Here is a 23,796-nt window from a genome sequence, read left to right as displayed (position 1 = left end):
GGCTTGGCTTTGATACGCGGCAAGCCGGACTCCCACCAATGTCGAACCCGGTCCTGTTCCTACGCACGCGGAGTACACGCGAATGCTCTGCATCGTCGCGCGTCGGACCGCCTTCCACGGTGCGCGGCTTTGCCCTGCCCTGCCCTATGCGGCGCTCTTCGCCATGCCAACGGCACGCTTGGCCCCGTGCCGAAATTCACGTTGTCAGTTGACTCCCATTGATCCGATTTCATCGAATTGATCAGTAATGTTCTATCATTTTTTTTACTAAAGCCTGTTGCGGCGGAGTTCAACGTGCGTTTCAACAATCTATCCTTGCGCTCCAAACTGATCGGCGCCTTCGGGGCGCTGGTCTTCCTGCTCCTCGCGATCGCCCTCTTTGCCTGGAAAGGCTTGCGCCATTCAAACGATCTTTTCGATGAGTTCAGCCAAGGCGTGACCCGCCGGGCGCACGTGGCGAGCGCACTTCAGCATGCCGTGGAAGCACGCGCCATCGCTGCACGGAATCTGGTGCTGGTCTCGCGCACAGAGGACATCCGAACCGAACAGCAAAAGGTGGAGAAGGCACATGAGCGAGCCCAGGCGCAGCTGTCACTCCTCCTCAAACTCTCCGAAGCGAGTGACGTGAGTCCGGAAGGACGTTCGAAGATCCAGGAGATCGCCCGGGTGGAAGCTTTGTATGCACCTGTCGCACTCGACATTGTCCGCCTGGCGTTGAATGGACAGCACGAAGAGGCCGTCCGGCGAATGAATGAACAGTGTCGTCCGCTGCTGGCGCAATTGGAGCAGGCCAGTGAAGCTTATGCCGACTACACGGAGCGCCGTACTGAATACCTGATGGACGCCGCGGACGAAGCGATCGCGCGCGACCTGACAAGCTTTGCCGCCCTCGTTGCCACCGGATTGGTGATGGCGGTAGCAGCGTGCTGTCTGATCCTGCGATCGGTTTTCCGTGCCCTCGGTGCGGAGCCATTGGAGTTGGGCAAAGCGGCGGCGCAGGTGGCGATGGGGAATCTCACATTGCTCCAGGGCGAGTCAGCCGCCCCGTCGAACAGCGTGCTGGCGTCTCTGGGTCGGATGCGATCTGACCTGTCCAACATCGTCAGTGTGGTTCGTGACTCGTCGGAATCGATTGCGACCGGCACTTCCCAAATTGCGACAGGCAATGCCGATCTCAGTCATCGCACCGAGGAACAGGCCAGCGCCCTGCAGCAAACCGCCGCCACCATGGAAGAGCTGGGCACTACGGTGCGCAACAACGCCGATCACGCGATCCGCGCGGATGAAGTGGCGCAGGACGCGTCCCGGGCTGTGAGCGAAGTGGGGTCGGTGTTCAATGACGTGGTGCGGACGATGCTGGAGATCGACGCCGGCTCCAAACGCATTTCAGACATCACCAGCACCATCGACAGCATTGCATTCCAGACCAACATCCTGGCGCTGAACGCCGCTGTGGAAGCCGCGCGCGCCGGCGAGGAAGGCCGCGGCTTTGCAGTGGTCGCCAGCGAGGTGCGTGCACTGGCTCAGCGCAGCGCCGTCGCCGCCAAGGAAATCAGACAGCTGATCCAGGGCAGCGTGGCTCATGCCGAGCAGGGCTCGGTGCTGGTGGAGCGGGCAGGTTCCGCCATGCAGGGAGCGGTGAAAGCGATTCGGGATGTGACGGTGATCGTTGGGGAGATTCGCGCATCCAGTCGGGAGCAGGCGACCGGCGTCGGCCAGATGGGCAGCGCAATGTCCCAGATCGATCTGGTCACTCAACAGAATGCAGCGCTGGTCGAAGAATCGGCGGCCGCTGCCGAGAGCCTGCGCCACCAAGCCAACACGCTGGTGGGTGTGGTCAGCGTATTCAAGGTGGCTTGAGACCACTCCTGATGGCCCCGGAGGCGCCACTGCCGCGAGCGCTTAACATTCGATCGCCCCGCTCTGCACCGCAAGCAAAGGGCCGCTCAATGCACTCAACCTCGTCGCAGGACCGCTCAATGAAGCAACGCTCGTCCACCCGGACCCTCGCCGCCGCAATCTCCGCCCTGATGCCCGCCTTCGCCTTCGCGGTGGACACCACCAGCGACGGCTATGCCAAGGGCCGCTCCACTGGCAGGGTGTTCGTCTACATCCTGATCGGCGTCGTTGTGATCTCCGTCTTGCGCAAGATCTTCAAGAAGTAAGCCTGGGGCGCGACACCGTTGCGCTGACGCTGCTGGCGTGCCCCGTGGCACCACGATCGATAGCGGACGCCACAAAAGCAGTGAGCCGAGAGGGAAAGATCCCTTTCGGCTCAATGACTTGACAAGAATAAGATGGTCGGGGCGGCGGGATTCGAACTCGCGACCCTCTGCTCCCAAAGCAGATGCGCTACCAGACTGCGCTACGCCCCGACGAAGAATTCGATTGTAGCCGGAAATTCAGCTCCCAAAATCGATTCTGTCAGCAACTTGTTCTGTGCAGTCGATCAGCCGTCCCTGGCCGGTGATGAAAGCACAGCGCACCGGCTCCCCAGGCTGCAGCGCGCGCACCGCCTCCCGGTAGCGCCAGAGCTGGTCCACATACTCCGGATTGTTCTGCGGCGCCGGATGCAACTTGTAGTCCAGCACCCACCAGGTGTCCGGCTGGGCGCCCTCCCCGCGCAGGCAGACCAGCCGGTCCAGACGCATATCCAGGTCGTGCCAACTGAGCGGTACTTCGTTGCCCTGCCAGCGCAGTTGCGCCGGGTCGAAGAACGGCGCGCAGGCACTGCTGCCCAGAATCGCCTTGACGCTTCGCTGCAGGCGCTCGTCGCGGCGGGCATCCAGGCCGTACATCTGCGCGGCGGCAGCCATCAATCGCTCCAGCGTGTGCTGGCGACCTTGTGGCCCGCTGTGCCATTCCAGCACGCGATGCAGCGCTTCGCCCAGCGCGGCGCTGTCGTCCACCACCTCAGGGCCTTGGCCGAGGGCACCGCCGCTGGTGATGGATTCGCCCGCTGCTCCTGATGCGCCCGACCTGCCGACCCTGTCGCGGCCGGCTGTCGATGCTGCATGGGCGGCCGGAGAGGCCGCCATCGACGTCCCCGGCGCCTTTGGCGGAGCGCTCGGCAATCGCTTGAGCCATGCAACACCGCCCGGCGAGGACAGATGTGCGCCTCCCACTTCAGCCCCCTGAGCGTTTGCAGCGTCTGCAGCGTGGGCCGCTGCTGCACGGCTCGCCCCCATCTTCACTGCAGGCCCCAGCGCCCGATGCCCGCCAGCGGCACGCCCACCCAACGCCAATGGCGCCGACAACGGCATCAACCGCGCCCACCAGGTCGCCGTGCTGCTGGCCCGTTTGGCGGGGGTGCGGCTGATCAGCAAGCGGTGACGCGCCCGGGTCATCGCCACATACAGCGCATTGAGTTCCTCCCGCTGCCGCTGGTCCTTCTCATCGTCCAGCAAGGGCTGCAAGGATGCCGGTGGGCGGCTCTCCGACACGAGAAACGCGACCGTCTGCGGCGACTCTTCCTGCACCGGCCAAGAGACCGCCAGCGCCATCGACTCCGCGCGGGCGGGTCCGGCTTCAGTGTCCATCAGGATCACCACCTTCGCCTCCAGCCCCTTGGCGCCGTGGACGGTCAGCAGTTGCACCGCCTCGGGCTCCGCCGGCGCCGCCAGCTTCAGCGCTCGCTGTTTGAGGGATCGGACAAATCCATAGAGGCCCGCATAGCGCCCACCGTCCAGATCAAGCGCCAGCGCCAGCATCGCTTCGACTGCATGCAGACGCGCCCGGCGCTCGCTGGGCGGCACCACGGCGGCGATCCGCGCCATGAGGTCGCCTTCGTGAACGATCGCATCCAGCAGATCATGCGGACTGCGTTCAATAGCGTATTGCGCCCACCGGGGCAGGAGATCCCGCGCCCGCGACAGAGCCGGACTGAGTGTCTCCGGACGGGCCGCCATCAGCGCGGCCCACCATCCGGCGAGCTCCTGCGGCGCGTCGCTGGCAATTGTCGGGGTGGCCGTCACAGCCGCCTCGTTTCCGAAGGCATCAGACTGAGGATCGGACTGGGGATCAGGCTCATCACGGCCGCCCCACTCTCCAGCGGCCTCCGACGGCGCACTCTCCTCGTCCGCCATCGGCATGGCGTCATGCCAGTCCGGCGGGAGATCACCCACCTCGGTTGCGGCGCTGGGCGTTGCCGATGCCTCTGCCGGCATCGCAGTCGCCTTCGCCATCTCCCTCGCGCGCGCCGCCAGATCCAGCAGATCCGCTTCCGTCGCCCCGAAAAGCGGGCTGCGCAGTGCATGCGCCATCGACAGGTGATGCCCAGGCGACGCGAGCAGGTCGAGCAAGGCCAGCAGGTCTCGCACATCGGGCGCGTCAAGCAGAGCCATGTCCTCCGGTGCTGCGTGCGCAATACCGCGAGACTTCAGCACCTGGGCCAACACCCGCAAGCCATCACGCTTGCGCGCCAGCACAAAAATGTCACCGGGCTCGGCCTCTCCGCCCTGCAGCAGATCCTCGATGGCATCGGCAATCCTCGCCGCCTCGGCCTCCCGCCGATGCAGCTCCGCCTCCCGACGCGGCTCGATCAGGCTGGGCCGCCAGGTCTCCGGGTCGCGCGGTGGATGACGCGAGACCTGTCTCGCTCCTGCCATACCGTCCATCGTGAGCGCGTTGCCGGCCGCACCTGGCGCACGCCCCGCCACAACGTCATACGGCACAGGGGCCACCTCCCCGGAGTCCGTCGCGACAACGTCGTCCTCCGGCTCGTCCGCCCCATCGTCGACCAGATGGAACACCCCATCCAGCGGATGTCCGTCGCCAGACTCGGTGGTGTGCGCGCGGAAGCCGCTGTATTGCTGAGCACGCGTGGCAGCGTCAAACACTGCATTCACCGCCGCCAGCACCTGCGGCGAATTGCGCCGGGTGTGATCACAGGCCAGCAGCACGCCGTTCAAGCCTTCCCGCACAAAGTCCCTCGCGGCCGCGAACACCCGAGGCTCGGCCCGGCGGAACCGGTAAATGCTCTGTTTCGGGTCTCCCACGATGAAGACCGACGGTGGCCGCTGCCCACTCGCGCCGCCGCCCGCCCCCACATAGCCGGAAAGCCACGCATACAGCGCATGCCATTGCAGCGGGCTCGTATCCTGGAATTCGTCGATCAGCAGATGCCGCACCTGCGCATCCAGCCGTTCCTGCACCCAGCCGGCCAGTCCGGCATCCCCCAGCAGGGCCAGGGCGCCACGCTCCAGGTCGTTCATGTCGACCAGACCCCGCTCGCGCTTGAGCCGCTCAAACTGATCGAGCAGCACCAAAGCCAGGCCGCACATCTGCCGGTGCCACACGCGCGCCTGACGCTGATCGAGCGCCAGTTGCAGCCGGGACAGCTGATCGAGCACCTGCATCAATTCCGGTGCATCGCCCAGCGCCTTGCGCGGATTGCCGTCGGCGGTGAACAGCGCAGCCCGAATGGCGGGCAAGGCGGCGTCGTCCTCCAGCAGCAAAGCTTGTTCGACCCCAGTGGCGGCCTTCTTCGCTCCTGCGGCCTTCATGCCCCCCAGCACCACCGCCTGCGCCTGAAGCTCCCGTCGCAGCACCGCAAACGCCTGCATCGGATGCTCATAGGCCGCGAATTCGGGCGCCACATCCTCAGCGTCCGGCATGCTCTCCAGCAGCCGGCCTGATTGATGCGCCAGGCGGATCTCCACCCGCTTGGCAAAGGCCGACAGCAGCCAGCCCGTCAGGCGGTTGCGCCCTTGCGTGAGGCACAGCGATTCATAGTCCGCCAGCAAGGCGGCATCGGCCAGCACAGCGGTGTGGAAGCGATGCCACAGCTCCGGCATCAGGTCGCTTTCGTCCTCCAGCAGCTGCAGCTCGGGCGACAGGCCCTGCGCCTGCAGCAGCTCCAGGGGCGCGGCTCGCAGCAGCTGCGAGAACCACGCATGGAAGGTGCGGATTTCCACGGCGCGCGCCCCCTGCAGCAATCGCTGCTGAAGACCCGCCAGTGCCGGCGCCAAGGCATGCGCCTCCGCCTCCGACAGCCCGCGCTGACGCAGTGCGGTGACACGGCCTGCGTCGTCGCAATGCGCGAATTCATGCAGCCATTCGTTCAGCCGCTCCCGCATCTCTCCCGCTGCCTTGCGGGTGAAGGTGATGGCCACGATGTCCTGGGGCTGGGTGCCGTCCAGCAGCGCGCGCAGGATGCGCGACACCAGCATCCAGGTCTTGCCGGCACCGGCACATGCCTCGACGACAACGCTGCGCGCCGGGTCACAGGCCAGCGCATAAAAGCGCTCGCGGGCGACGGGAGCCCCGTTGAGGGTGTAGGCGGCGACCGCATCCATGCGCTCGTCACCGCGTGCTTCAGCCGCCGTCATGGCGCGGCTCCTTCCCAGTCGTCGCGGCGGCACAGGCCCCGCATGTCGCAATACTCACAAGCCACGCCCTCCCCCAGTGCCGGCAAGGCGGCACCGTGGTGGATGGCCAGCAGATCCTGCCCCAGGCCCTCCACCAGCCGCACCGCGGTCTGGGTGACCTCAGGATGCTCCACGGCGGCGATGCCCTTGGCGTCATCCAGAGCCAGGTACTCGGCAAACAGGCCCGACGGAGTCGCCGGCGCGGCCTGAGGCAGCGCTTCCGCCGCCACCACAGCCGCAGCCCCCGCCCGCACCAGCGTCGCATAGACCGCCAGCTGCGTGTCTTCCAGCGGATCGGCCACCTTGTCTTTCAGGCCCTTCAGCCCTCCAGTCTTGTAGTCGATCAGGCGGTGCCCGTCCGGCCCGGCATCGATCCGGTCGATGCGTCCGCGTAACCGCACCGGCGCCAGGGCCGGGTCACCCGCCCCCCAGGGCTGGACTTCGCAGTCCACCTCACCGTCGACGAAGGTCTGTCCCTGCATGGCACGCGCCGCAAGCCACTCCAGATACGCCGGCACAAAGCGCGCAAAGCTCGCCGAAAACGGCAGGAACTCCGCGGCCGACAAGCCCAGCGCCTGCATCTGCGTCTGGGCGGCGCGCTGCAGTCGGGCTTCGTCGCTCAGCGCAGGCTCGACACCGTCGCGCCGCTCGGTGTGGAACTGATGCAGCACCGCATGCAGCCAGGTGCCGTAGTCGCGCTTGTCCGCTTGCTGGTCCAGCTCCTGCACCTCGCGCAGGCCCAGCAGCACGCGGGAAAAGAATTGATAAGGGCACTGCCGCAAGGATTCGACCGCACTTGCGCTCAAAGCCGCCGGCAGTATGCCGGCCGCCTGCGCGCTGGCGCGGCGTTGCGGGCGCACCTCCACCGGCACGACCACGCGCGGATCGACCCAACCCGGCAACGGCCCCAGCCCCGCGGACTGCCGGGCCAGATCCAGACGATCCAGCAAGGGACTGGCCGCCAGCGGCTCGCTGCCGCGATGGGCGCAGCGCAGCAAGGTCAGCGCCGGAGACCGGAGCAGCTGCGTGAACTGGCTGGCCAGCGCGGCACGCTTGTCCTCGATCGTGGGCAGTCCCATCTGCCGTGCCAGCGTATCGCTGACCAGCACCGGCCCCGCCGGGACAGGCCCCAGCGTGGCGGCATCCGCGCCCGGCAGCACCACCGCGCCAAACGGGCGCAGCATCGCGCGCGCCAGCGGCGTGATCATCACCTGCAGGTCCCCCTGCAGCGGGGGCACGTACTGCGCCGCCTCCAGCGTGGCGGACACCCACGCGGTGAATTCGGACGCGCTGAGCGTCGTCTCCTTCACCACCGCTTCGTGCGCGGACCCCGGCCAGGGCGAGCGCTTGAGCCACAGCGCATCCAGCAACTGAGGCCCGCCGGCGGGTTGCGCCGCCAACTGCTCATCCGCGCCCAGGCGTTTGAGCACGGTTTTCAGCAGTTCCAGCCAGTCTTCCAGACTGCGGCTGCCTCCACCCTGAAAAGTGGCCAGCACCTCCCGCGAGAGCTTCCAGAGTCGGGCCGACCCCGGCAGCAGCCGGTCCTCCCGCACGGCGGCCGGTGACGACCAGCCGCGCTGACGGCAGCGGGCTTCCAGCGCCGACAGGGCCCCGGCGCCGGCCCGCTCCCGCAGGCCCGTCGCCAGGGGTGTCTTCAGCCAGGCCAGACATTCATCGACGGTGGAATCGCGGCGGGCGGCTCGCAGCAGCGCCATCAGTTGCGCAGCCGGTGCGGTGGTGGCGAGCGTCCAGCCGGTCTCGTCCGCAATGCCCACACCCTGACGCTCCAGCAGGGCGCGGACGCGGCGCAGCAGCACCCGGTCCTGCGCGATCAGTGCCACCGGCGTCCGGCCCGCATTCAAGTGATCCAGCACCGAGGCGGCACTGCACTGCGCCAGGTCTTCGAAGTCGTCGCACAGCGCCTGTGTCACCTGGGCCGGCGGCAGGCCGCGGGCGAAGGCGTCCTCCAGCGGCAGGTCGGCGCTCAGGCGCAGACAGGGCACGCCGGCCGCTTGCGCCGCACTCAGGAGCGCCTCGGCCAGCGGATCCGGCCCACCCGCCTGCAGATGCAGCCAGGCACTGGGGCGAAGGTCAAACAAGGCGTCGGTGGCCGGCGCCCGAGGGTCCGCCGCGGCCCATTCCAGCGCGACCAGCAGCAGCGCCCGTTCCAGCTGCCCGGCGCCACTTTGCGCCGCCAGCACCTCCCGCGCCTGCGACCAAAACGCCAATCGCCCGTCGGGCGACCGCAATTGCGCCGCCCGGGCCAGCGCATGCGCCGCCTCGACCAAACGCAGCACGGCCGCATCAAAAGCGCGGGGATCTTCCTGACGCAGGGCCTGGGCCCAGCTCTGCCCGCGCAGCAGCTGCCGCGCCGCCAGGGCGTCGATGGCGGCATCAAAGGTCAGTTGAAGGGCTTGCGGCAGCGAACTCGGTCCCAGCGCGGAAGCCAGGCTGTGGGTGGTTTCAATGCGGGGCTGCCATCGGCTGAGCTTCATCCACGCACGGCGGGCCGGCTGCAGATGCTGGGCGAAGGGCAGCAGCAGCACGGCATCCCGCGCCTGCAGGCCTTGGGATTCCAGCCATCGGGCGGCCTGCTCGGCGAGCCGGTCCCAGAAGACGCCATTGGCGTGTGCGCTGTCCAGCGCGAACGAAAGGTCCGGTGCCTGAGATTGCGATGGGGGCTGACCATGACCAGACCCATGACCAGACCCAGGAGCCGAACCATGAGGCGCGGACGCAACACTCTCTGCGCCCTCCTCTAGCGGCAACAACGCGGAATCAGGCGGCAAATCGCGCGGTGAAGCGGGCGGTGAAGCCGGAGGAAGATCGCTGGGGTGGGTCACAGGCACTGGTGAGCAGAAACAGGTGAACTGAAACAGGTAAGCAGAAACAGGTGATCAGAAACAGGTGATCAGAAACAACTGAGCAGGTGCCGGCCGGAATGGCCATCTTGTGTTGGGCCCGATCACCCCTATGTAGGTCGAGTACCCACTCGACAAGCGGGCTCAGGGCTTTGTGTAAGAATCATTGTGCCTGGATCCCCGCCTCGGGCCAGCCAACGGGTTTCAGCAAGGACTCCTTCATGAGCGAACAGATCAAACACATTTCCGACGCGTCCTTCGACAGCGACGTCATCCAAGCCGACAAGCCGGTGCTGGTCGATTTCTGGGCCGAATGGTGCGGCCCCTGCAAGATGATTGCGCCGATTCTGGAAGAAGTGGCCCAGTCCTCCGCAGACCGCGTCAGCATCACCAAGCTGAATGTGGACGACAACCGCGAAGTCGCCGCCAAGTACGGCATCCGCAGCATTCCGACCCTGATGCTGTTCAAGGGCGGCCAGCTGGTCGCCTCCAAGGTCGGTGCCCTGAACAAGGCGCAGTTGACGTCCTTCCTGGACGCCCACCTATAATCTCCCCATCCGCAGTGGGCCGAGCGCCCCTGCGGACCTGTTGCCACCACGCCCGCCCCGGGTTGAGCGTCAGACGAATGTGCTTCACCGCACAGCTTCACCGCACCGTTTGGCAAGCACTCCGGATGAGCGCGTGGACTCGGCGCCCAAGCTCCCGCATGTCCCTCAGCTTCCCGTTGAAGCGCGCAGACCTTCCGGCCCTGCCCTGCTTCAGCGCATGAAGTCACCAGACCGGCGACCGTCAAGGTTTCATCCCTTGCGATCGCCGGGTCCGGCATGGCAATGGACGCCATGGAGGGCCGCGGGGCGCCTGGACTCGCCGTTGTTTGTGTCCCTGGCCTTGGCAGGTTCTGGACGACAGACCGGGTCACCCTATGCATCTTTCTGAACTGAAGGCGCTTCACGTCTCCGCCCTGATCAAAATGGGCGAAGAACTGGAGATCGACAACGTCGCTCGCATGCGCAAGCAGGAGCTGATGTTTGCGATCATGAAAAAACGCGCCAAAGCCGGCGAGCAAGTCTTCGGCGACGGCGTGCTGGAGGTCTTGCCGGACGGCTTCGGCTTCCTGCGCTCCCCCGAGACCAGTTACATGGCCTCGACGGACGACATCTATCTGTCGCCCAGCCAGATCCGCCGGTTCAATCTGCACACCGGCGACATGATCGAAGGCGAAGTGCGCGTGCCGAAGGACGGCGAGCGTTACTTCGCGCTTGTGAAGGTGGACCGCGTCAACGGCCTGACGCCCGAAGAGTCCAAGCACAAGATCATGTTCGAGAACTTGACACCGCTCTTCCCCAAAGAGCAGTTCAAGCTGGAACGTGACATTCGCGGCGATGACAACATCACCAGCCGCATCATCGACCTGATCGCCCCGCTGGGCAAAGGCCAGCGCGCATTGCTCGTCGCCCCGCCCAAGAGCGGGAAGACGATGATGATGCAGCACCTGGCGCACTCGATCGCGGCCAACTATCCCGACGCTCACCTGATGGTGCTGCTGGTGGACGAACGCCCCGAAGAAGTGACCGAAATGCAGCGCACGGTGCGCGGCGAAGTGATCAGCTCAACCTTCGACGAGCCGGCCGCCCGCCACGTGCAGGTGGCCGAGATGGTGATCGAACGGGCCAAGCGCCTGGTTGAACTCCGCAAGGACGTGATCATCCTGCTGGACTCGATCACCCGCCTCGCCCGCGCCTATAACAACGTGCTGCCCAGCTCCGGCAAGGTGCTGACCGGTGGTGTGGACGCCAACGCCCTGCAGCGCCCCAAGCGCTTCTTCGGCGCGGCCCGCAACATCGAAGAAGGCGGCTCGCTGACGATCATCGGCACCGCCCTGGTGGACACCGGCTCCAAGATGGACGAAGTGATCTACGAAGAGTTCAAGGGCACCGGCAACTGCGAAATCCACCTGGATCGCCGCATGGCCGAAAAGCGGGTCTACCCGTCCATCCTGTTGAACAAGTCGGGCACCCGTCGTGAAGAGCTGCTGCTCAAGCCGGAAATCCTGCAAAAGGCCTGGATTCTGCGCAAGCTGCTCTATCCGATGGACGAGATCGAGGCGATGGAGTTCATCCTCGACAAGATGAAGTCGTCGAAGAACAACCATGATTTCTTCGACATGATGCGCCGCGGCGGCTGATTCGTCAGCTGCACCGCAGGTCGCAGACCCGGACGGCGGCGATTCCCGCATCCGCCTGGCGTCAGGACTTCACGAAAGCCGCCCCTTCCGGGCGGCTTTCTCATTGGCGCCGCCCATTCCTGGTGAGCGCCGCAGTGCGTGATTGAGGCCCACCCCTCTTTTCCGCTATACTCGCCGTTTTTCCGCTGTCGACAAGTGCATCGCACGGTGCGATGTGGCTGGCGGCATCACAGCGAGGTTTCCAAAATGGCTAAAGAAGGCATTCACCCCAACTACCGCGACGTCGCTTTCGTGGACCTGTCCAACGGTTTCCAGTTCATCACCCGTTCGACCGTGGTGACCAAGGACACCATCAAGCTGGACGATGGCCGCGAACTGCCGCTGGTCAAGCTGGAAACCTCCAGCGAATCGCACCCGTTCTACACCGGCACCCAAAAGAGCGTGGACAGCCTGGGCGGCCGCGTCGAGAAGTTCCGCAACAAGTTTGCGAAGCTCACCCCGACCAAGAAGTAATTCAAGCGCATCTGCGCGATGCCGGCAGCCCTCAGGTTGTCTGGCTCACCATGGCGGCCTTCTGGGCAGCCTGGTCAAAAAGGCAGCCTCCACGGCTGCCTTTTTTCATGCAAAGTTGATCACGCCCCCGCTGCATCTGCGGCATGATCGCCACCGTCCCCGATAACGACAACGAGACAGACGCGCATGAATCTGCCCACCCCGGCCGTTGTGGCCGAGCGAAGCGCCCATCCCATCCCGCGCTGGCCCCTGTTGCTGCTGTGTGCCGCGTATGTGCTGCCCGGCCTGTTTGGCCGCGATCCCTGGCGCAATGCCGATCTGTCGGCGTTCGGATTCATGGCCAGCATTGCCCAGGGCCATGCCTCCTGGGCGCAACCGGCCATTGCCGGCATCCCGGCCGAAGGCGGCCTGCTGCCCTACTGGATCGGCGCCGCTTTCATCAAGCTGATGCCGTTCCTGGAACCCTCCACGGCCGCCCGCATCCCCTTCGGGCTGCTGCTGGCTGCGGTGCTGGCACTGGTCTGGTACACCTGTCTGCACCTGGCGCGGACCGAAGCGGCCCAGCCGGTGGCCTTCGCCTTTGGCGGCGAAGCCCATGCAGTCGACTACGCCCGCGCCATGGCGGACGGCAGCCTGCTGGCCCTGATTGCCAGCATCGGCCTGCTGCGACTGGGCCACGAGACCACGCCTGAGATTCTGCAACTGGTGGGCATCTCGCTACTGATGTATGCCCTGGCGGCCGCACCGTTCCGGCGCTGGAAGGCGCGACTGGCGCTGCTGCTGTCGCTGTCAGTGCTGGCCACCAGTGGCGCGCCAGCGGTGGCCGTGGCCTTGTCGGTGGGCGCCCTGTGGCTGAGCCACCGCTCCATTTACGAAGAAGCCCGCAAACTGGTGCCCTGGCTGCTGGGCGCGGTGCTGCTGGCCGCTGTCGTCGCCTGGCCGATGCATGGCTGGGCCTGGCGCATCGATGCCAATGCCCGCAGCCTGTGGGCGTGGCTGCGTCTGGTGGGCTGGTTCTGCTGGCCGGCATGGCCGCTGGCCTTGTGGTCCCTCTGGCGCTGGCGCGGCCACCTGCAGCGCCGCCATGTGTCGGTGCCCATCCTGACCGGCGCCATCCCGCTGGTTTGCAGCCTGATGATGGATGCGGACGATCGCGCCTTGCTGCTGGCGCTGCCGCCGCTCGCGGTGCTGGCCAGCTTCGCCCTGCCCACCTTCCAGCGCAGCGCCAGCGCCCTGCTCGACTGGTTCTCGGTGTTCTTCTTCAGCGCCGGCGCCATCTTCCTGTGGCTCTACTACAGCGCGCTGCAACTGGGCTGGCCCGCCAAGTTCCTCGCCAATGTGCGGCGACTGGCCCAGGGTTACCAGCCGGAGTTCGGATGGCTGACCTTCGTGAGCGCCATCCTGGGCACGCTGGCCTGGATCTGGCTGGTCCGCTGGCGCACGGCGCGGCATCGCCATGCGATCTGGAAGAGTCTGGCGCTGCCCGCCGGTGGCGTCGCCCTGAGCTGGCTGCTGGCGATGACGCTGGGCCTGCACCCGCTGAACTACGCCCGCAGCAACTCGCCGCTGGTGGATCGTGTGGGCGCCCATCTGCCCACGCAGGTCGACTGCATTGCCGCCCCCGGCGTACCGCTGCATGTGCTGGCCGCACTGGAGTTCCAGGGCAAGTGGAAGGTCGATGCGACCCGGACGCTGGAAGCCTCCCAGTGCCACGCCGGCCTGATTGCACAGGGCGACGGGGCGCCGGTGGCACCGCCCGGCTGGCGAGTGGAAGCCATCGTGCGCCGCCCGACGGATCGGACCGGCAGCTTCATCGTGCTGCAGCGGCAGCCGTGAGATTCGAGGCGCCGGAACCTTGATGCAGGAGACGCGGATGCCCCACTTCATTCAGGGCTGGCGCCGTGCACTCGTTCCGCGGTTGTCATCGCTTGTGCCATCGCTGTTGGCGGCACTGATGACGGCGCTGATGACAAAGCCGATGGCGGCGCCGCAGAGAGCGAATGCCGAGGCCGCGCCGGTGCAGCAAGGCGCAAACTTTTTACAAGCGCGCAAACAGCTGTTGAAGGACGGCTGGCGGCCGGTCAAGACGCACGCCGTCCAAGGGGATGGCGAGCCGATAGGAGTTGAATCCGCCCTCCTGCGCGCCGGCATCGGTGAGGTGGACAGCTGCGCCATGGACCGCGCGCTCTGCATCTTCCACTACCGCAAAGCGAAGCGCTGCCTGCGGATCGTCACCTCCGGGGAAGAGGTTGCGACGATGCTGGTCGAGCAGTCGGACGCCCGCTGTCCCGAACCTCGTCCGCCGCAGCATCCCTGACGCGGGGCGGTTGCCCCATCGCGGCTACCGGACAGCACCAAAGGCCGTTGCGAAAAGAACTGGCGAAGCGACGGCGCTGAAGGACAGCAGCGCCCGTCACCGCAGGACGTCGCCGTCCCGCTGGCGCGCTCCCTCCCTGGCGCGGTCACGCCGCCTCGTCGTCCTCTCTCGCCGCCAGCATCGCCGGGGCCGATTCGTCCCCCATCGCGGGCGCGTCCACATGCCGCAGACGGGTCGCGGGGAACAGCAGGCGGAAGGTCGAGCCCTTGCCCGGTTCGCTGTCCACGCGCAGCTCGCCGCCATGCCGCTGGATCACATGCTTGACGATGGACAGCCCCAGCCCGGTACCGCCGGTATCGCGTGAGCGGCTGCCGTCCACCCGGTAGAAGCGCTCGGTCAGGCGCGGCAGGTGTTCCCGCGCAATGCCGGGCCCGTTGTCCACCACCGCCACTTCGCCGCCCTTCTCGCCCAGCCAGCGCCAGTGCACCTCGATGCGCCCGCCTTCCGGCGTGTAGCGCACCGCATTGCTCACCAGGTTGGCAATGGCACTCAGCAGCTCGGTTTCGACGCCGGCCACTTCCACCTGGGTCAGCCGGTCGCAGACCAGCTCATGCCGGCCGGCCGACAAGGCATGCGCATCCGCCGACACCCGCGCCAGCAAGGGATCGAGGGCGATCCAGTGATCCGGCGCCGGACGCGGGCTGCCTTCCAGCTGCGCCAGCGTGAGCAGATCCCCCACCAGCGTCTGCATGCGCTGCGTCTGCTGCTGCATCAGGTGCAGCACCCGCTTGCGCTCGGCCTCGGTGAGATTGAGGCTGGCCATCGTCTCGATGAAGCCCGCCAGCACCGTCAGTGGCGTGCGGATCTCATGGGACACATTGGCCACGAAGTCCCGCCGCATTGATTCATTGCGCTCCCGGTCGGTCACATCCAGGGACAGGATCAGTCGCCGGCATTCGCCGCCCACGCCGTAGTCCCGCATCAGGACCTGCAGATGGGCCCTGCCCCGCGAGTTCTGCAAGGCCAGCGGATGGTTGTACTGCCGGGACTGCAGATACGAGACAAACGCCGGATAACGGACCAGGTTGGTGATGCGCTGCAGTTTGTCGCGCTGCGGGTCCAGCTGGAAATGATCGGCCGCCAGAGTGTTGCACCACTGGATCTGATCCTGATCGTCCAGCAGGATCACGCCATTGGGCGACGCTTCCATCGCCTGCAGGAACTGCTCCAGCTGCTGCCGCTCACGCTCGTACCGGCGTTCCCGGTCACGCAGCCCGCGCTCCATCCGGTAGGCAATCTCACCCCAGATGCCGCCCAGCCGCGGCGCGTCCTCGGTCTGATCCCCGCGCAGCCAGTTCACCAGCCGGTGGGCGCGTGCCGCGTCCCACAGGCCCATCAACGTCACGGCGACGCCGGCCCCCAGACCCGCCGCCAGTTGCGGCGCCAGCATCCAGTGCCCCAGCCACCAGCCGATCCACCCGCCGATGCCGGTGCCCAGCACCAGCATCAGCACCCGCGACAACAACCAGCTCATCGGGCGCGGCTCAAGCGGACAGCGCGCTGCTTTGTTGGGTCAGGCGATAACCGGCGCCTCGCACCGTTTCGATCATGCGCTGGCAGTTGACCTTCTCCAGGGCTTCACGCAGACGCTTCACATGGACGTCCACGGTGCGCTCCTCGATGAACACATGGTCGCCCCACACCCGGTCCAGCAGCTGCGAGCGGCTGTGCACCCGCTCCGGATGGGTCATGAAGAAATGCAGCAGACGGAATTCGGTCGGGCCCAGCTTGACCTCGACGCCCTCCCGGCTGACGCGGCGGGTGCCCGGATCGAGCACGAGGCCGCCCACGTCCACCGCCGAATCCAGCGCCTCGGGCGCCTTGCGGCGCAGCACCGCACGGATGCGGGCCAGCAGCTCATTGGTGGAGAACGGCTTGGTCAGGTAGTCGTCGGCGCCGGCATCCAGGCCGGACACCTTGTCGGCTTCTTCCGCGCGAGCCGTCAGCATGATGATCGGCAGCTCCCGGGTGCGGGTCGCCCCGCGCCAGGCACGGGCCAGACCCAGGCCGGACTGACCCGGCAGCATCCAGTCCAGCACCACCAGATCGGGCAGCACCCGGTCCACTTCCAGCTGTGCCTGCTCGGCATTGGCCGCCAGGGTGACCTCGAAACCGGCGTGCCGCAGGTTGATGGAGATCAGTTCGGCAATCGCGGATTCGTCTTCAACGACCAGGATACGGCTCATTCGCGGGTCCCCTTTTTCTCGACTTCTCTCAACTTCTCAGGACTTCTCAGGCTCACCCACGCGGGTCAGCGCACCATGTTTTCAACGGCGTCGGGCGTGTTGTGACGCACGTCGGTGCCCTTGACCACATAGATGATCACTTCGGCCAGGTTCTTGGCATGGTCGCCCACGCGCTCGATCGCCTTGGCCACGAACACCAGGTCGATGCTCGAGGAAATGGTGCGCGGGTCTTCCATCATGTAGGTGATGAGCTTGCGCATCAGGCCGTCGAATTCCTTGTCGATCTGGTCGTCCTGCTTGAGCACTTCCAGGGCGCGGTCCACATCCAGGCGGGCAAAGGCATCCAGGGCCTTGCGCAGCGAGGCGGTGGCCAGTTCGGCTTCATACGAGAGGTCCGCCATCGGCAGACGCAGGCGGCTGGACACACCGGTGTTGATCAGACGCTGCACCGTGCGAGCGATGCGGGCCGCTTCGTCCCCCACGCGCTCGAGGTTGGCGATGGTCTTGGAGACGGCGATCAGCAGGCGCAGGTCGCGGGCGGTGGGCTGACGGCGGGCGATGATGGTGGACAGATCACGGTCGATCTCCACTTCCATCGTATTGACCAGCTCTTCCTGCTTGAGCACATGGCTGGCGATCTCGCCGCTGAAGGTGCCCAGGGCCTCGATGGCCTGCGCCACCTGCGATTCCACCAGGCCGCCCATTTCGAGCACGCGGGTGGAGATGCCGCTCAGTTCGGCGTCGAATTGGGTGGAGAGATGCTTGTCGGTCATGGAGTTCTCCTGTTCTTGTGGAGCGGGGCAGCGGGCGCCGCCCGGGGCACGGGGACGGGGATCAGCCGAAACGGCCGGTGATGTAGTCCTCAGTGTCCTTCCGCTTGGGCTTCATGAACAGCTCGGCGGTCGGGCCGAACTCGATCAGGTCGCCCAGGTACATGTAGGCGGTGTAGTCCGAGCAGCGGGCCGCCTGCTGCATGTTGTGGGTCACGATGGCCACGGTGTAGTCGTGCTTGAGCTCGTGGATCAGCTCTTCGATCTTGCCCGTGGAGATCGGGTCCAGCGCCGAGCAGGGTTCGTCCAGCAGCAGCACTTCCGGCTTGATCGCGATACCGCGGGCAATGCACAGACGCTGCTGCTGACCGCCGGACAGGCCCGAGCCGCTCTGGTTCAGCTTGTCCTTCACTTCGTTCCACAGCGCGGCCTTCTTCAGCGCCCACTCCACCCGCTCGTCCATCTCCACGCGGGAGAGGGTTTCGAACAGACGCACGCCGAAGGCGATGTTGTCGTAGATGGACATCGGGAACGGCGTCGGCTTCTGGAACACCATGCCCACCTTGGCACGGATCAGCGAGACGTCTTCCTTGCTGGTGAGGATGTCTTCCCCGTCCAGCAGGATCTGGCCTTCGGCGCGTTGCTCCGGATACAGCTCGAACATGCGGTTGAGGGTGCGCAGCAGGGTGGACTTGCCGCAGCCCGAGGGACCGATGAAGGCGGTCACCTTGTTCTCCGGAATGTCCAGATTGATGTTCTTCAGCGCGTGGAAGCTGCCGTAATAAAAGTTCAGGTTCTTCACCGAGAGCTTCGAGCGCTCGGTCACCGGCATATCGACTTTGGCGTCCATGGTCAGGGCCTTATGAATTCGTTTGACAGTGGGCGGCGCGCTTCAGCGCGCGCGCCCGCTCAATGCTTGTTCTTGAACAACACACGCGCTGCGATGTTGAGCAGCAGCACGCCGATGGTGATGATGAAAACCGCGGCCCAGGCGAGCTGTCGCCAGTTCTCATAGGGACTCATGGCGAAGTCGAAGATCACCTTGGGCAGGTTGGCCATCGGGCCGGACAGGTCAGTGGACCAGAAGCGGTTGTTGAAGGCGGTCAGCAGCAGCGGCGCGGTTTCGCCAGACACACGGGCCAGCGCCAGCAGCACACCGGTCAGCACACCCGCACGGGCGGCCTTGAGCGTGACCGTCAGGATGACCTTCCACTTGGGGGTCCCCAGGGCATAGGCCGCTTCCCGCAGGGCGCTGGGCACCAGGTTCAGCATGTTCTCGGTGGTGCGGATGACCACCGGAATCACGATCAGCGCCAGCGCCACCACCCCGGCCCAGCCGGAGAAGCCACGGAACCGGATGACGATCAGGCTGTAGACAAACAGGCCGATGACGATGGACGGGGCCGACAGCAGGATGTCGTTGATGAAACGCACGCTGTTGCCCAGCCAGGTCTTCTGGCCATATTCCGCCAGATAGACGCCGGACAACACCCCGATCGGCGTGCCGATCACGGTGGCCAGCACCACCATCATCAGCGAGCCGAAGATGGCATTGGCCAGGCCGCCGTCTTCGGAATTCGGCGGCGGGGTCATCTGGGTGAAGGTGGCCCAGCTCAGGCCGCCCACGCCCTGCGTGATCGTCTCGAACAGGATCCAGACCAGCCAGATCAGGCCGAGGGACATGGCGCCCATCGACAGGGACAGCGCCAGCACATTGATGCGGCGACGCTTGTTGTACATGGCCATGCGGCCGGCGGTGGTCGCGCTCATGTGCGGGTTCCTTCGTTCTTCTTGAGCTTGTTCAGCAGCACCTTGGAGAAGGCCAGGACGACGAAGGTGATGAAGAACAGCACCAGGGCCAGGTACAGCAGCGAGGCCTGATGCAGGCTGCCGGGACCCGATTCCCCGAATTCATTGGCCAGCACCGAGGTGATGGTGTTGGCCGCCTCGAACAGCGACAGCGAGTTGAGCTGGCTGGTGTTGCCGATCACGAAGGTGACGGCCATGGTCTCGCCCAGGGCGCGCCCCAGGCCCAGCATGATGCCGCCGATGACACCGGTCTTGGTGTAGGGCAGCACCACGCGCCAGACCACTTCCCAGGTGGTCGAGCCCAGCCCGTAGGCGGACTCTTTGAGCATCGCGGGGGTGACTTCGAAGACGTCACGCATCACCGACGCGATGAAGGGGATGATCATGATGGCCAGGATGATGCCGGCCGACAGGATGCCCAGGCCCACCGGCGGGCCCGACACCAGGGTGCCCAGCAGCGGCACGTTGCCCAGCAGGCTCTGCAGCGGCTGCTGCACATAGGTGGCCAGCAGCGGGCCGAAGACGAACAGGCCCCACATGCCGTAGACGATGGAGGGCACGGCGGCCAGCAGCTCGATGGCGATGCCCAGCGGGCGGCGCAGCCAGCCCGGGGCGAGTTCCGTCAGGAACAGCGCAATGCCGAAGCTCACCGGCACGGCGATCACCAGCGCCAGGAACGAGGTCACCAGCGTGCCATAGATCATGGCCAGGCCGCCAAACTTCTCCTGCACCGGATCCCAGTCGCTGCTGACCAGGAAGCCCAGCCCATACTGCTTGATGGCCGGCGCGGCGCCCATGATCAAGGACAGGATGATGCCAACCAGCATCGCCAGCGTGAGCCAGGCAGCGCCATGGGCCAGCATGGAGAAAACGGTGTCCGCCCAGGGGGCGACGCGGCGCCGGGCGGGCGGGCGGCCGTGGGGATGGGCTCGCTCGTCGCCTCGCTGACGGTCGATGGTGTTGGCTGGGAGTATTGCGGCCACGGGGCCTCCGCTGGTTGCTGTGGGGTACTTCTTCTCTTCTCTCTTGTGCAAAAGCCCGGTGACCGTTCAGGGACACCGGGCTGCACTCAGAGGTGCCGAATTACTTCAGGCTGATGGCCTTGCCGGAGGCGTCCTTCAGGTTGTCCGCCCACTGCTTCCGGATCAGGTCCTTGACCGACGTCGGCAGTGCCACGTAGTCCAGGTCGTCAGCCATCTTGTCGCCCTGGGTGTAGGCCCAGTCGAAGAACTTCAGGGCGGCTTGCGCGGTGGCAGCCTTTTCCTGCTGCTTGTGCATCAGGATGAAGGTGGCGCCGGTGATGGGCCAGCTCTCCTTGCCGGGCTGCTCGGTCAGCACCTGGTAGAACGATTCGTTCCACTTGGCACCGGCAGCGGCGGCCTTGAAGGCGTCATCGCTCGGGTTGACGAATTGACCGTCGGCGTTCTTCAACTGAACGTAGGTCATCTTGTTTTGCTTGACGTAGGCGTATTCCACGTAGCCGATCGAGTTCGGCAGACGCGACACATACGAGGCCACGCCTTCGTTACCCTTGCCGCCCACGCCAGCCGGCCAGTTCACCGCGGTGCCTTCGCCGACCTTGGACTTCCACTCGGCGTTCACCTTCGACAGGTAGTTGGTGAACAGGAAGCTGGTGCCGGAGCCGTCGGCGCGGCGCACCATGGCGATCTGCGCGTCCGGCAGGGTCACGCCTGCGTTCAGGGCGGTGATGGCGGGGTCATTCCACTTGGTGATCTTGCCCAGGTAGATGTCGCCCAGCACCTGGCCGGTCAGCTTGATCTGGCCCGGCTTCACGCCGGCGATGTTGACCACCGGCACGACGCCGCCGATCACGGTCGGGAACTGGACCAGGCCGTCCTTGGCCAGCTGGTCATCCTTAAGGGGGGCGTCCGAAGCGCCGAAATCGACGGTCTTGGCCTGGATCTGCTTGATGCCGGCACCCGAACCCACCGATTGGTAGTTGATGCGAACGCCAGTGGCCTTGTTGTATGCGTCAGCCCACTTGGTGTAGATGGGCGCCGGGAAGGAGGCACCTGCACCGGTCACTTCCTGGGCCTGGGCCACCGAGAAGACGGTGGCGCAAGCGGCGAAGAGCAGGCCAGCACGGAGTTGGTTCATGGTCATTCAGTCCTATCGCTAGGTTTGTTGGCGAACGGAACGGATGGTATGAACCGAATGTGACACAAGCGTGACGACTATGACAGCCCCGGCGGAGGTGACGCAGAGCGCCCAAAGCCCGGCCAATTGGGCCTTCACCACCCTTCCTAGGGAGGTCAAAGCGGGCGGTCAAAGGGGGCACGCCGGGGCGGCTTGCCCCAGCGTCCACTTGTCATATTCGATTCACCCCGCTGTCATGTTCGCCTAGCGGGCTGCTGGACCGGGGTGAATCGAAGCGGTGCTCAGCCTTTGACGGCTTCCACCAGGCGCTCTGCGCAGCGGCGGGCCAGGTCGGCGTCGCTGGCTTCCACCATCACCCGCAGCAGCGGCTCGGTTCCGGACTTGCGGATCAGCACCCGCCCCCGGTCACCCAGCTCGGCGGTCACTTCCGCTTCGGTACGAGCCAGGGCGGGATTGGCCTTCCAGTCCTGCTGGTCGGCCTGCAGGCGGACGTTGATCAGCGTCTGCGGGAACAGCGTGACACCGTCGAGCAGGTCGGCCAGCGGACGGCCGCTGCGCGCCACCGCTTCCAACACGAGCAGGCTGCTGACAATGCCGTCACCGGTGGTGTGCTTGTCCAGGGCCAGCAGGTGGCCGGAGCCCTCCCCGCCCAGCTGCCAGCCCCGGTTGGCCAGCTCTTCCAGCACGTAACGGTCGCCCACCTTGGCGCGGACAAATTCGACGTCCCGCTGGCGCAGCGCCAGTTCCACCGCCATGTTGGTCATCAGCGTACCGACCGCGCCGGGCACCCGCTCGCCACGGGCCAGGCGGTCAGCCACCATCACATACAGCAGCTCATCGCCGTTGAACAGCCGGCCCTCGGCGTCCACCATCTGGAGCCGGTCCGCATCCCCGTCCAGGGCGATGCCGTAATGGGCGCCATGTTCCTTGACGGCAGCGACCAGGGCCTGCGGCGCAGTGGCCCCGACCTTGTCGTTGATGTTGAAGCCATCGGGCTTGGTGCCGATGGAGATGACCTCGGCGCCGAGCTCATGAAACACCGACGGCGCCACCTGATAGGCCGCGCCGTTGGCGGCATCCACCACCAGCTTCATGCCGCGCAGGCTGAGGTCCGGGCTGAAACTGGCCTTGCAGAACTCGATATAGCGTCCCTGGGCATCGTCCAGGCGGCGGGCGCGGCCGAGGCTGGCGGAATCCACCCACACCGGGGCCTCTTCCAGCACCGCTTCGACGTCCAGCTCCCAGGCGTCCGGCAGCTTTTCGCCCTTCGATGAGAAGAACTTGATGCCGTTGTCGGCAAACGGATTGTGAGAGGCGGAGATGACCACCCCGAGGTGCTGACGCAGCGCCCGGGTCAGATAGGCGACGCCGGGCGTGGGCAGCGGACCGGTCAGCAGGACATTCACGCCGGCCGAGGCAAAACCGGCCTCCAGCGCCGATTCCAGCATGTAGCCAGAGATGCGGGTGTCCTTGCCGATGAGCACGCTGGGCTTGGCGTAACTCCGCTTGAGCACCCGACCGACCGCGTGGCCGAGCTGCAGCATGAAATCGGGGGTGATGGGGGTCTGACCCACCGTACCGCGGATTCCATCGGTACCGAAATACTTCCGGCTCATAAGGAGCAACCTCTGACTGTTCGAACTGGAACCGTCATTGTCGCCCATGCGAAGGGCGGATTTCAGGCCGTTGGTCTGACGAAGGCCTGCCAGACCTTCAACGCGTCCACCGTGGCGGCGACATCATGCACCCGCACCACCCGGGCGCCCTGGGCCACGGTGGCCAGGGCGGCGGCAACGCTGGCGCTCAGGCGCTCGTCAACGGCGCGGCCGGTGAGCGCGCCCAGCGTGCTCTTGCGGGACCAACCCACCAGCAGCGGGCGGCCCATCGCCAGCAGCTCCCATTGGCGCTGCTGCAGGGCAATGTTCTGCTCCACCGTCTTGGCGAAGCCATACCCCGGGTCCAGCGTGATGCGCTCCGGCGCCACGCCGCGGCCCAGCAGGCAGTCCAGCCGGGCCTGCAGGAAGTCCCGCACCTCGGCCACCACGTCGGTGTAGGCGGTCTGCTGCTGCATGCTGGCGGGATCCCCCCGCATGTGCATCAGGCAAATGCCGGCGGCGGCGTGGCTGGCCAGCAGCGCTTCGGCGCCCTCGTCCCGCAGGGCCATGACGTCATTGATGATGTCCACGCCCAGGTCCAGCGCACGCTGCATGACCTCGGTCTTGCTGGTGTCGACCGACACCGGGATGCCCAGGCTGAGTGCCGCCCGGAGGACCGGCTCCAGCCGATGCCATTCTTCGTCCGCAGACACCTTGGGCGCACCGGGGCGGGTCGATTCCGCGCCCAGGTCCAGGATGTCCGCACCCTCCCCCAGCAGCCGCTCGCAGAAGTCGATGGCCCGCGCCGGGTCGTCATGCTGGCCGCCGTCGGAAAACGAGTCCGGCGTCACATTCACGATCCCCATGACCAGCGGCCGCTCCGACAGGTCGAGGTCGAAGCGGGTGGTTTTCCAGATCTGGCGAACGCTCATGGGACGGATCAATCGAGGCAGGGTCGGCGCCGTGCAAGGCCCCTCGCCCCACAGTGCACCAACGAAAAAGGCCGGTTCATCG

Annotated in this window: 18 protein-coding genes and 1 tRNA gene; 7 read left to right on the top strand and 12 right to left on the bottom strand. The window is 66.1% G+C overall.

The genetic code is table 11. The annotated features are described in order from the left end of the window. The first annotated feature begins 237 nt into the window (after positions 1 to 237). Together FHS28_RS00905 and FHS28_RS00900 are read left to right on the top strand one after the other, a co-directional pair. Positions 238 to 1,860: a methyl-accepting chemotaxis protein gene (locus tag FHS28_RS00905; RefSeq protein WP_221193652.1), complete on the top strand. Its 1,623-nt coding sequence runs from the start codon at positions 238 to 240 to the stop codon at positions 1,858 to 1,860. A gap of 119 nt (positions 1,861 to 1,979) precedes the next feature. Beyond that, positions 1,980 to 2,165, top strand: a complete 186-nt coding sequence (locus tag FHS28_RS00900) for a hypothetical protein (RefSeq protein ID WP_088449509.1) — start codon at positions 1,980 to 1,982, stop codon at positions 2,163 to 2,165. A 133-nt stretch (positions 2,166 to 2,298) separates the two neighbouring features. Here the strand turns inward: FHS28_RS00900 and FHS28_RS00895 are convergent. The 3 genes from FHS28_RS00895 to FHS28_RS00885 all read right to left on the bottom strand — a co-directional run bounded on the left by FHS28_RS00895 (position 2,299) and on the right by FHS28_RS00885 (position 8,914). Next, a tRNA-Pro gene (locus FHS28_RS00895) sits at positions 2,299 to 2,375 on the bottom strand. 27 nt (positions 2,376 to 2,402) lie between these two features. After that, entirely contained in the window at positions 2,403 to 6,329 is a 3,927-nt protein-coding gene (locus tag FHS28_RS00890) for a UvrD-helicase domain-containing protein (protein WP_088449510.1), read from the bottom strand. Next, positions 6,326 to 8,914: a PD-(D/E)XK nuclease family protein gene (locus tag FHS28_RS00885; RefSeq protein ID WP_088449511.1), complete on the bottom strand. Its 2,589-nt coding sequence runs from the start codon at positions 8,912 to 8,914 to the stop codon at positions 6,326 to 6,328. The genes FHS28_RS00890 and FHS28_RS00885 overlap by 4 nt, the downstream gene beginning before the upstream one ends. Positions 8,915 to 9,450: 536 nt before the next feature. On the opposite strand from FHS28_RS00885, the gene trxA reads away from it, so the two are divergent. The 5 genes from trxA (at position 9,451) to FHS28_RS00860 (ending at position 14,244) form a co-directional block, all read left to right on the top strand. Beyond that, a complete protein-coding gene (trxA, locus tag FHS28_RS00880; RefSeq protein ID WP_058934868.1) occupies positions 9,451 to 9,777 on the top strand; it encodes a thioredoxin TrxA in 327 nt (108 codons plus the stop codon). A 374-nt stretch (positions 9,778 to 10,151) separates the two neighbouring features. Continuing rightward, positions 10,152 to 11,414 (top strand): transcription termination factor Rho, encoded by a 1,263-nt coding sequence (gene rho, locus FHS28_RS00875; RefSeq protein WP_088449512.1) that lies wholly within the window; start codon positions 10,152 to 10,154, stop codon positions 11,412 to 11,414. A gap of 246 nt (positions 11,415 to 11,660) precedes the next feature. Beyond that, a complete protein-coding gene (locus tag FHS28_RS00870; RefSeq protein WP_088449513.1) occupies positions 11,661 to 11,927 on the top strand; it encodes a type B 50S ribosomal protein L31 in 267 nt (88 codons plus the stop codon). A gap of 186 nt (positions 11,928 to 12,113) precedes the next feature. Further along, positions 12,114 to 13,763, top strand: a complete 1,650-nt coding sequence (locus FHS28_RS00865; protein WP_088449514.1) for a hypothetical protein — start codon at positions 12,114 to 12,116, stop codon at positions 13,761 to 13,763. A 37-nt stretch (positions 13,764 to 13,800) separates the two neighbouring features. Next, complete coding sequence (locus FHS28_RS00860) at positions 13,801 to 14,244, top strand: hypothetical protein (protein ID WP_184293951.1); 444 nt, start codon at positions 13,801 to 13,803, stop codon at positions 14,242 to 14,244. Positions 14,245 to 14,389: 145 nt separating this feature from the next. Here the strand turns inward: FHS28_RS00860 and phoR are convergent, their stop codons facing one another. The 9 genes from phoR to folP form a co-directional block, all read right to left on the bottom strand. Next, positions 14,390 to 15,778 carry a phosphate regulon sensor histidine kinase PhoR gene (gene phoR, locus FHS28_RS00855; protein ID WP_088449516.1) on the bottom strand — a complete coding sequence of 463 codons (1,389 nt, stop codon included), beginning with the start codon at positions 15,776 to 15,778 and terminating at the stop codon, positions 14,390 to 14,392. Between the two features lie 10 nt (positions 15,779 to 15,788). Then, a complete protein-coding gene (gene phoB, locus FHS28_RS00850; RefSeq protein WP_088449517.1) occupies positions 15,789 to 16,490 on the bottom strand; it encodes a phosphate regulon transcriptional regulator PhoB in 702 nt (233 codons plus the stop codon). 65 nt (positions 16,491 to 16,555) lie between these two features. Then, positions 16,556 to 17,263, bottom strand: a complete 708-nt coding sequence (gene phoU / locus FHS28_RS00845; protein WP_058934862.1) for a phosphate signaling complex protein PhoU — start codon at positions 17,261 to 17,263, stop codon at positions 16,556 to 16,558. A 61-nt stretch (positions 17,264 to 17,324) separates the two neighbouring features. Further along, positions 17,325 to 18,110 (bottom strand): phosphate ABC transporter ATP-binding protein PstB, encoded by a 786-nt coding sequence (gene pstB, locus FHS28_RS00840; RefSeq protein ID WP_088449518.1) that lies wholly within the window; start codon positions 18,108 to 18,110, stop codon positions 17,325 to 17,327. Positions 18,111 to 18,169: 59 nt separating this feature from the next. After that, positions 18,170 to 19,030 (bottom strand): phosphate ABC transporter permease PstA, encoded by an 861-nt coding sequence (gene pstA / locus FHS28_RS00835; protein WP_088449519.1) that lies wholly within the window; start codon positions 19,028 to 19,030, stop codon positions 18,170 to 18,172. Further along, the gene (gene pstC / locus FHS28_RS00830; protein ID WP_375140711.1) at positions 19,027 to 20,052 is read right to left on the bottom strand and encodes a phosphate ABC transporter permease subunit PstC; all 1,026 of its coding nucleotides are present in this window, start codon (positions 20,050 to 20,052) and stop codon (positions 19,027 to 19,029) included. Before pstC ends, pstA begins: the two co-directional genes overlap by 4 nt. A 100-nt stretch (positions 20,053 to 20,152) precedes the next feature. Further along, positions 20,153 to 21,187, bottom strand: a complete 1,035-nt coding sequence (gene pstS / locus FHS28_RS00825; RefSeq protein WP_088449521.1) for a phosphate ABC transporter substrate-binding protein PstS — start codon at positions 21,185 to 21,187, stop codon at positions 20,153 to 20,155. 281 nt (positions 21,188 to 21,468) lie between these two features. Next, a complete protein-coding gene (glmM, locus tag FHS28_RS00820) occupies positions 21,469 to 22,803 on the bottom strand; it encodes a phosphoglucosamine mutase (RefSeq protein ID WP_088449522.1) in 1,335 nt (444 codons plus the stop codon). A gap of 62 nt (positions 22,804 to 22,865) precedes the next feature. After that, a complete protein-coding gene (folP, locus tag FHS28_RS00815) occupies positions 22,866 to 23,714 on the bottom strand; it encodes a dihydropteroate synthase (protein ID WP_088449523.1) in 849 nt (282 codons plus the stop codon). Positions 23,715 to 23,796: the final 82 nt, after the last annotated feature.

The organism is Roseateles terrae, from assembly GCF_014192155.1.
GTDB classification, from domain to species: Bacteria; Pseudomonadota; Gammaproteobacteria; order Burkholderiales; family Burkholderiaceae_C; genus Roseateles; species Roseateles terrae.
Note: the sequence above shows the minus strand (reverse complement) of the source record. Positions and strands in the feature narration are given on the sequence as shown.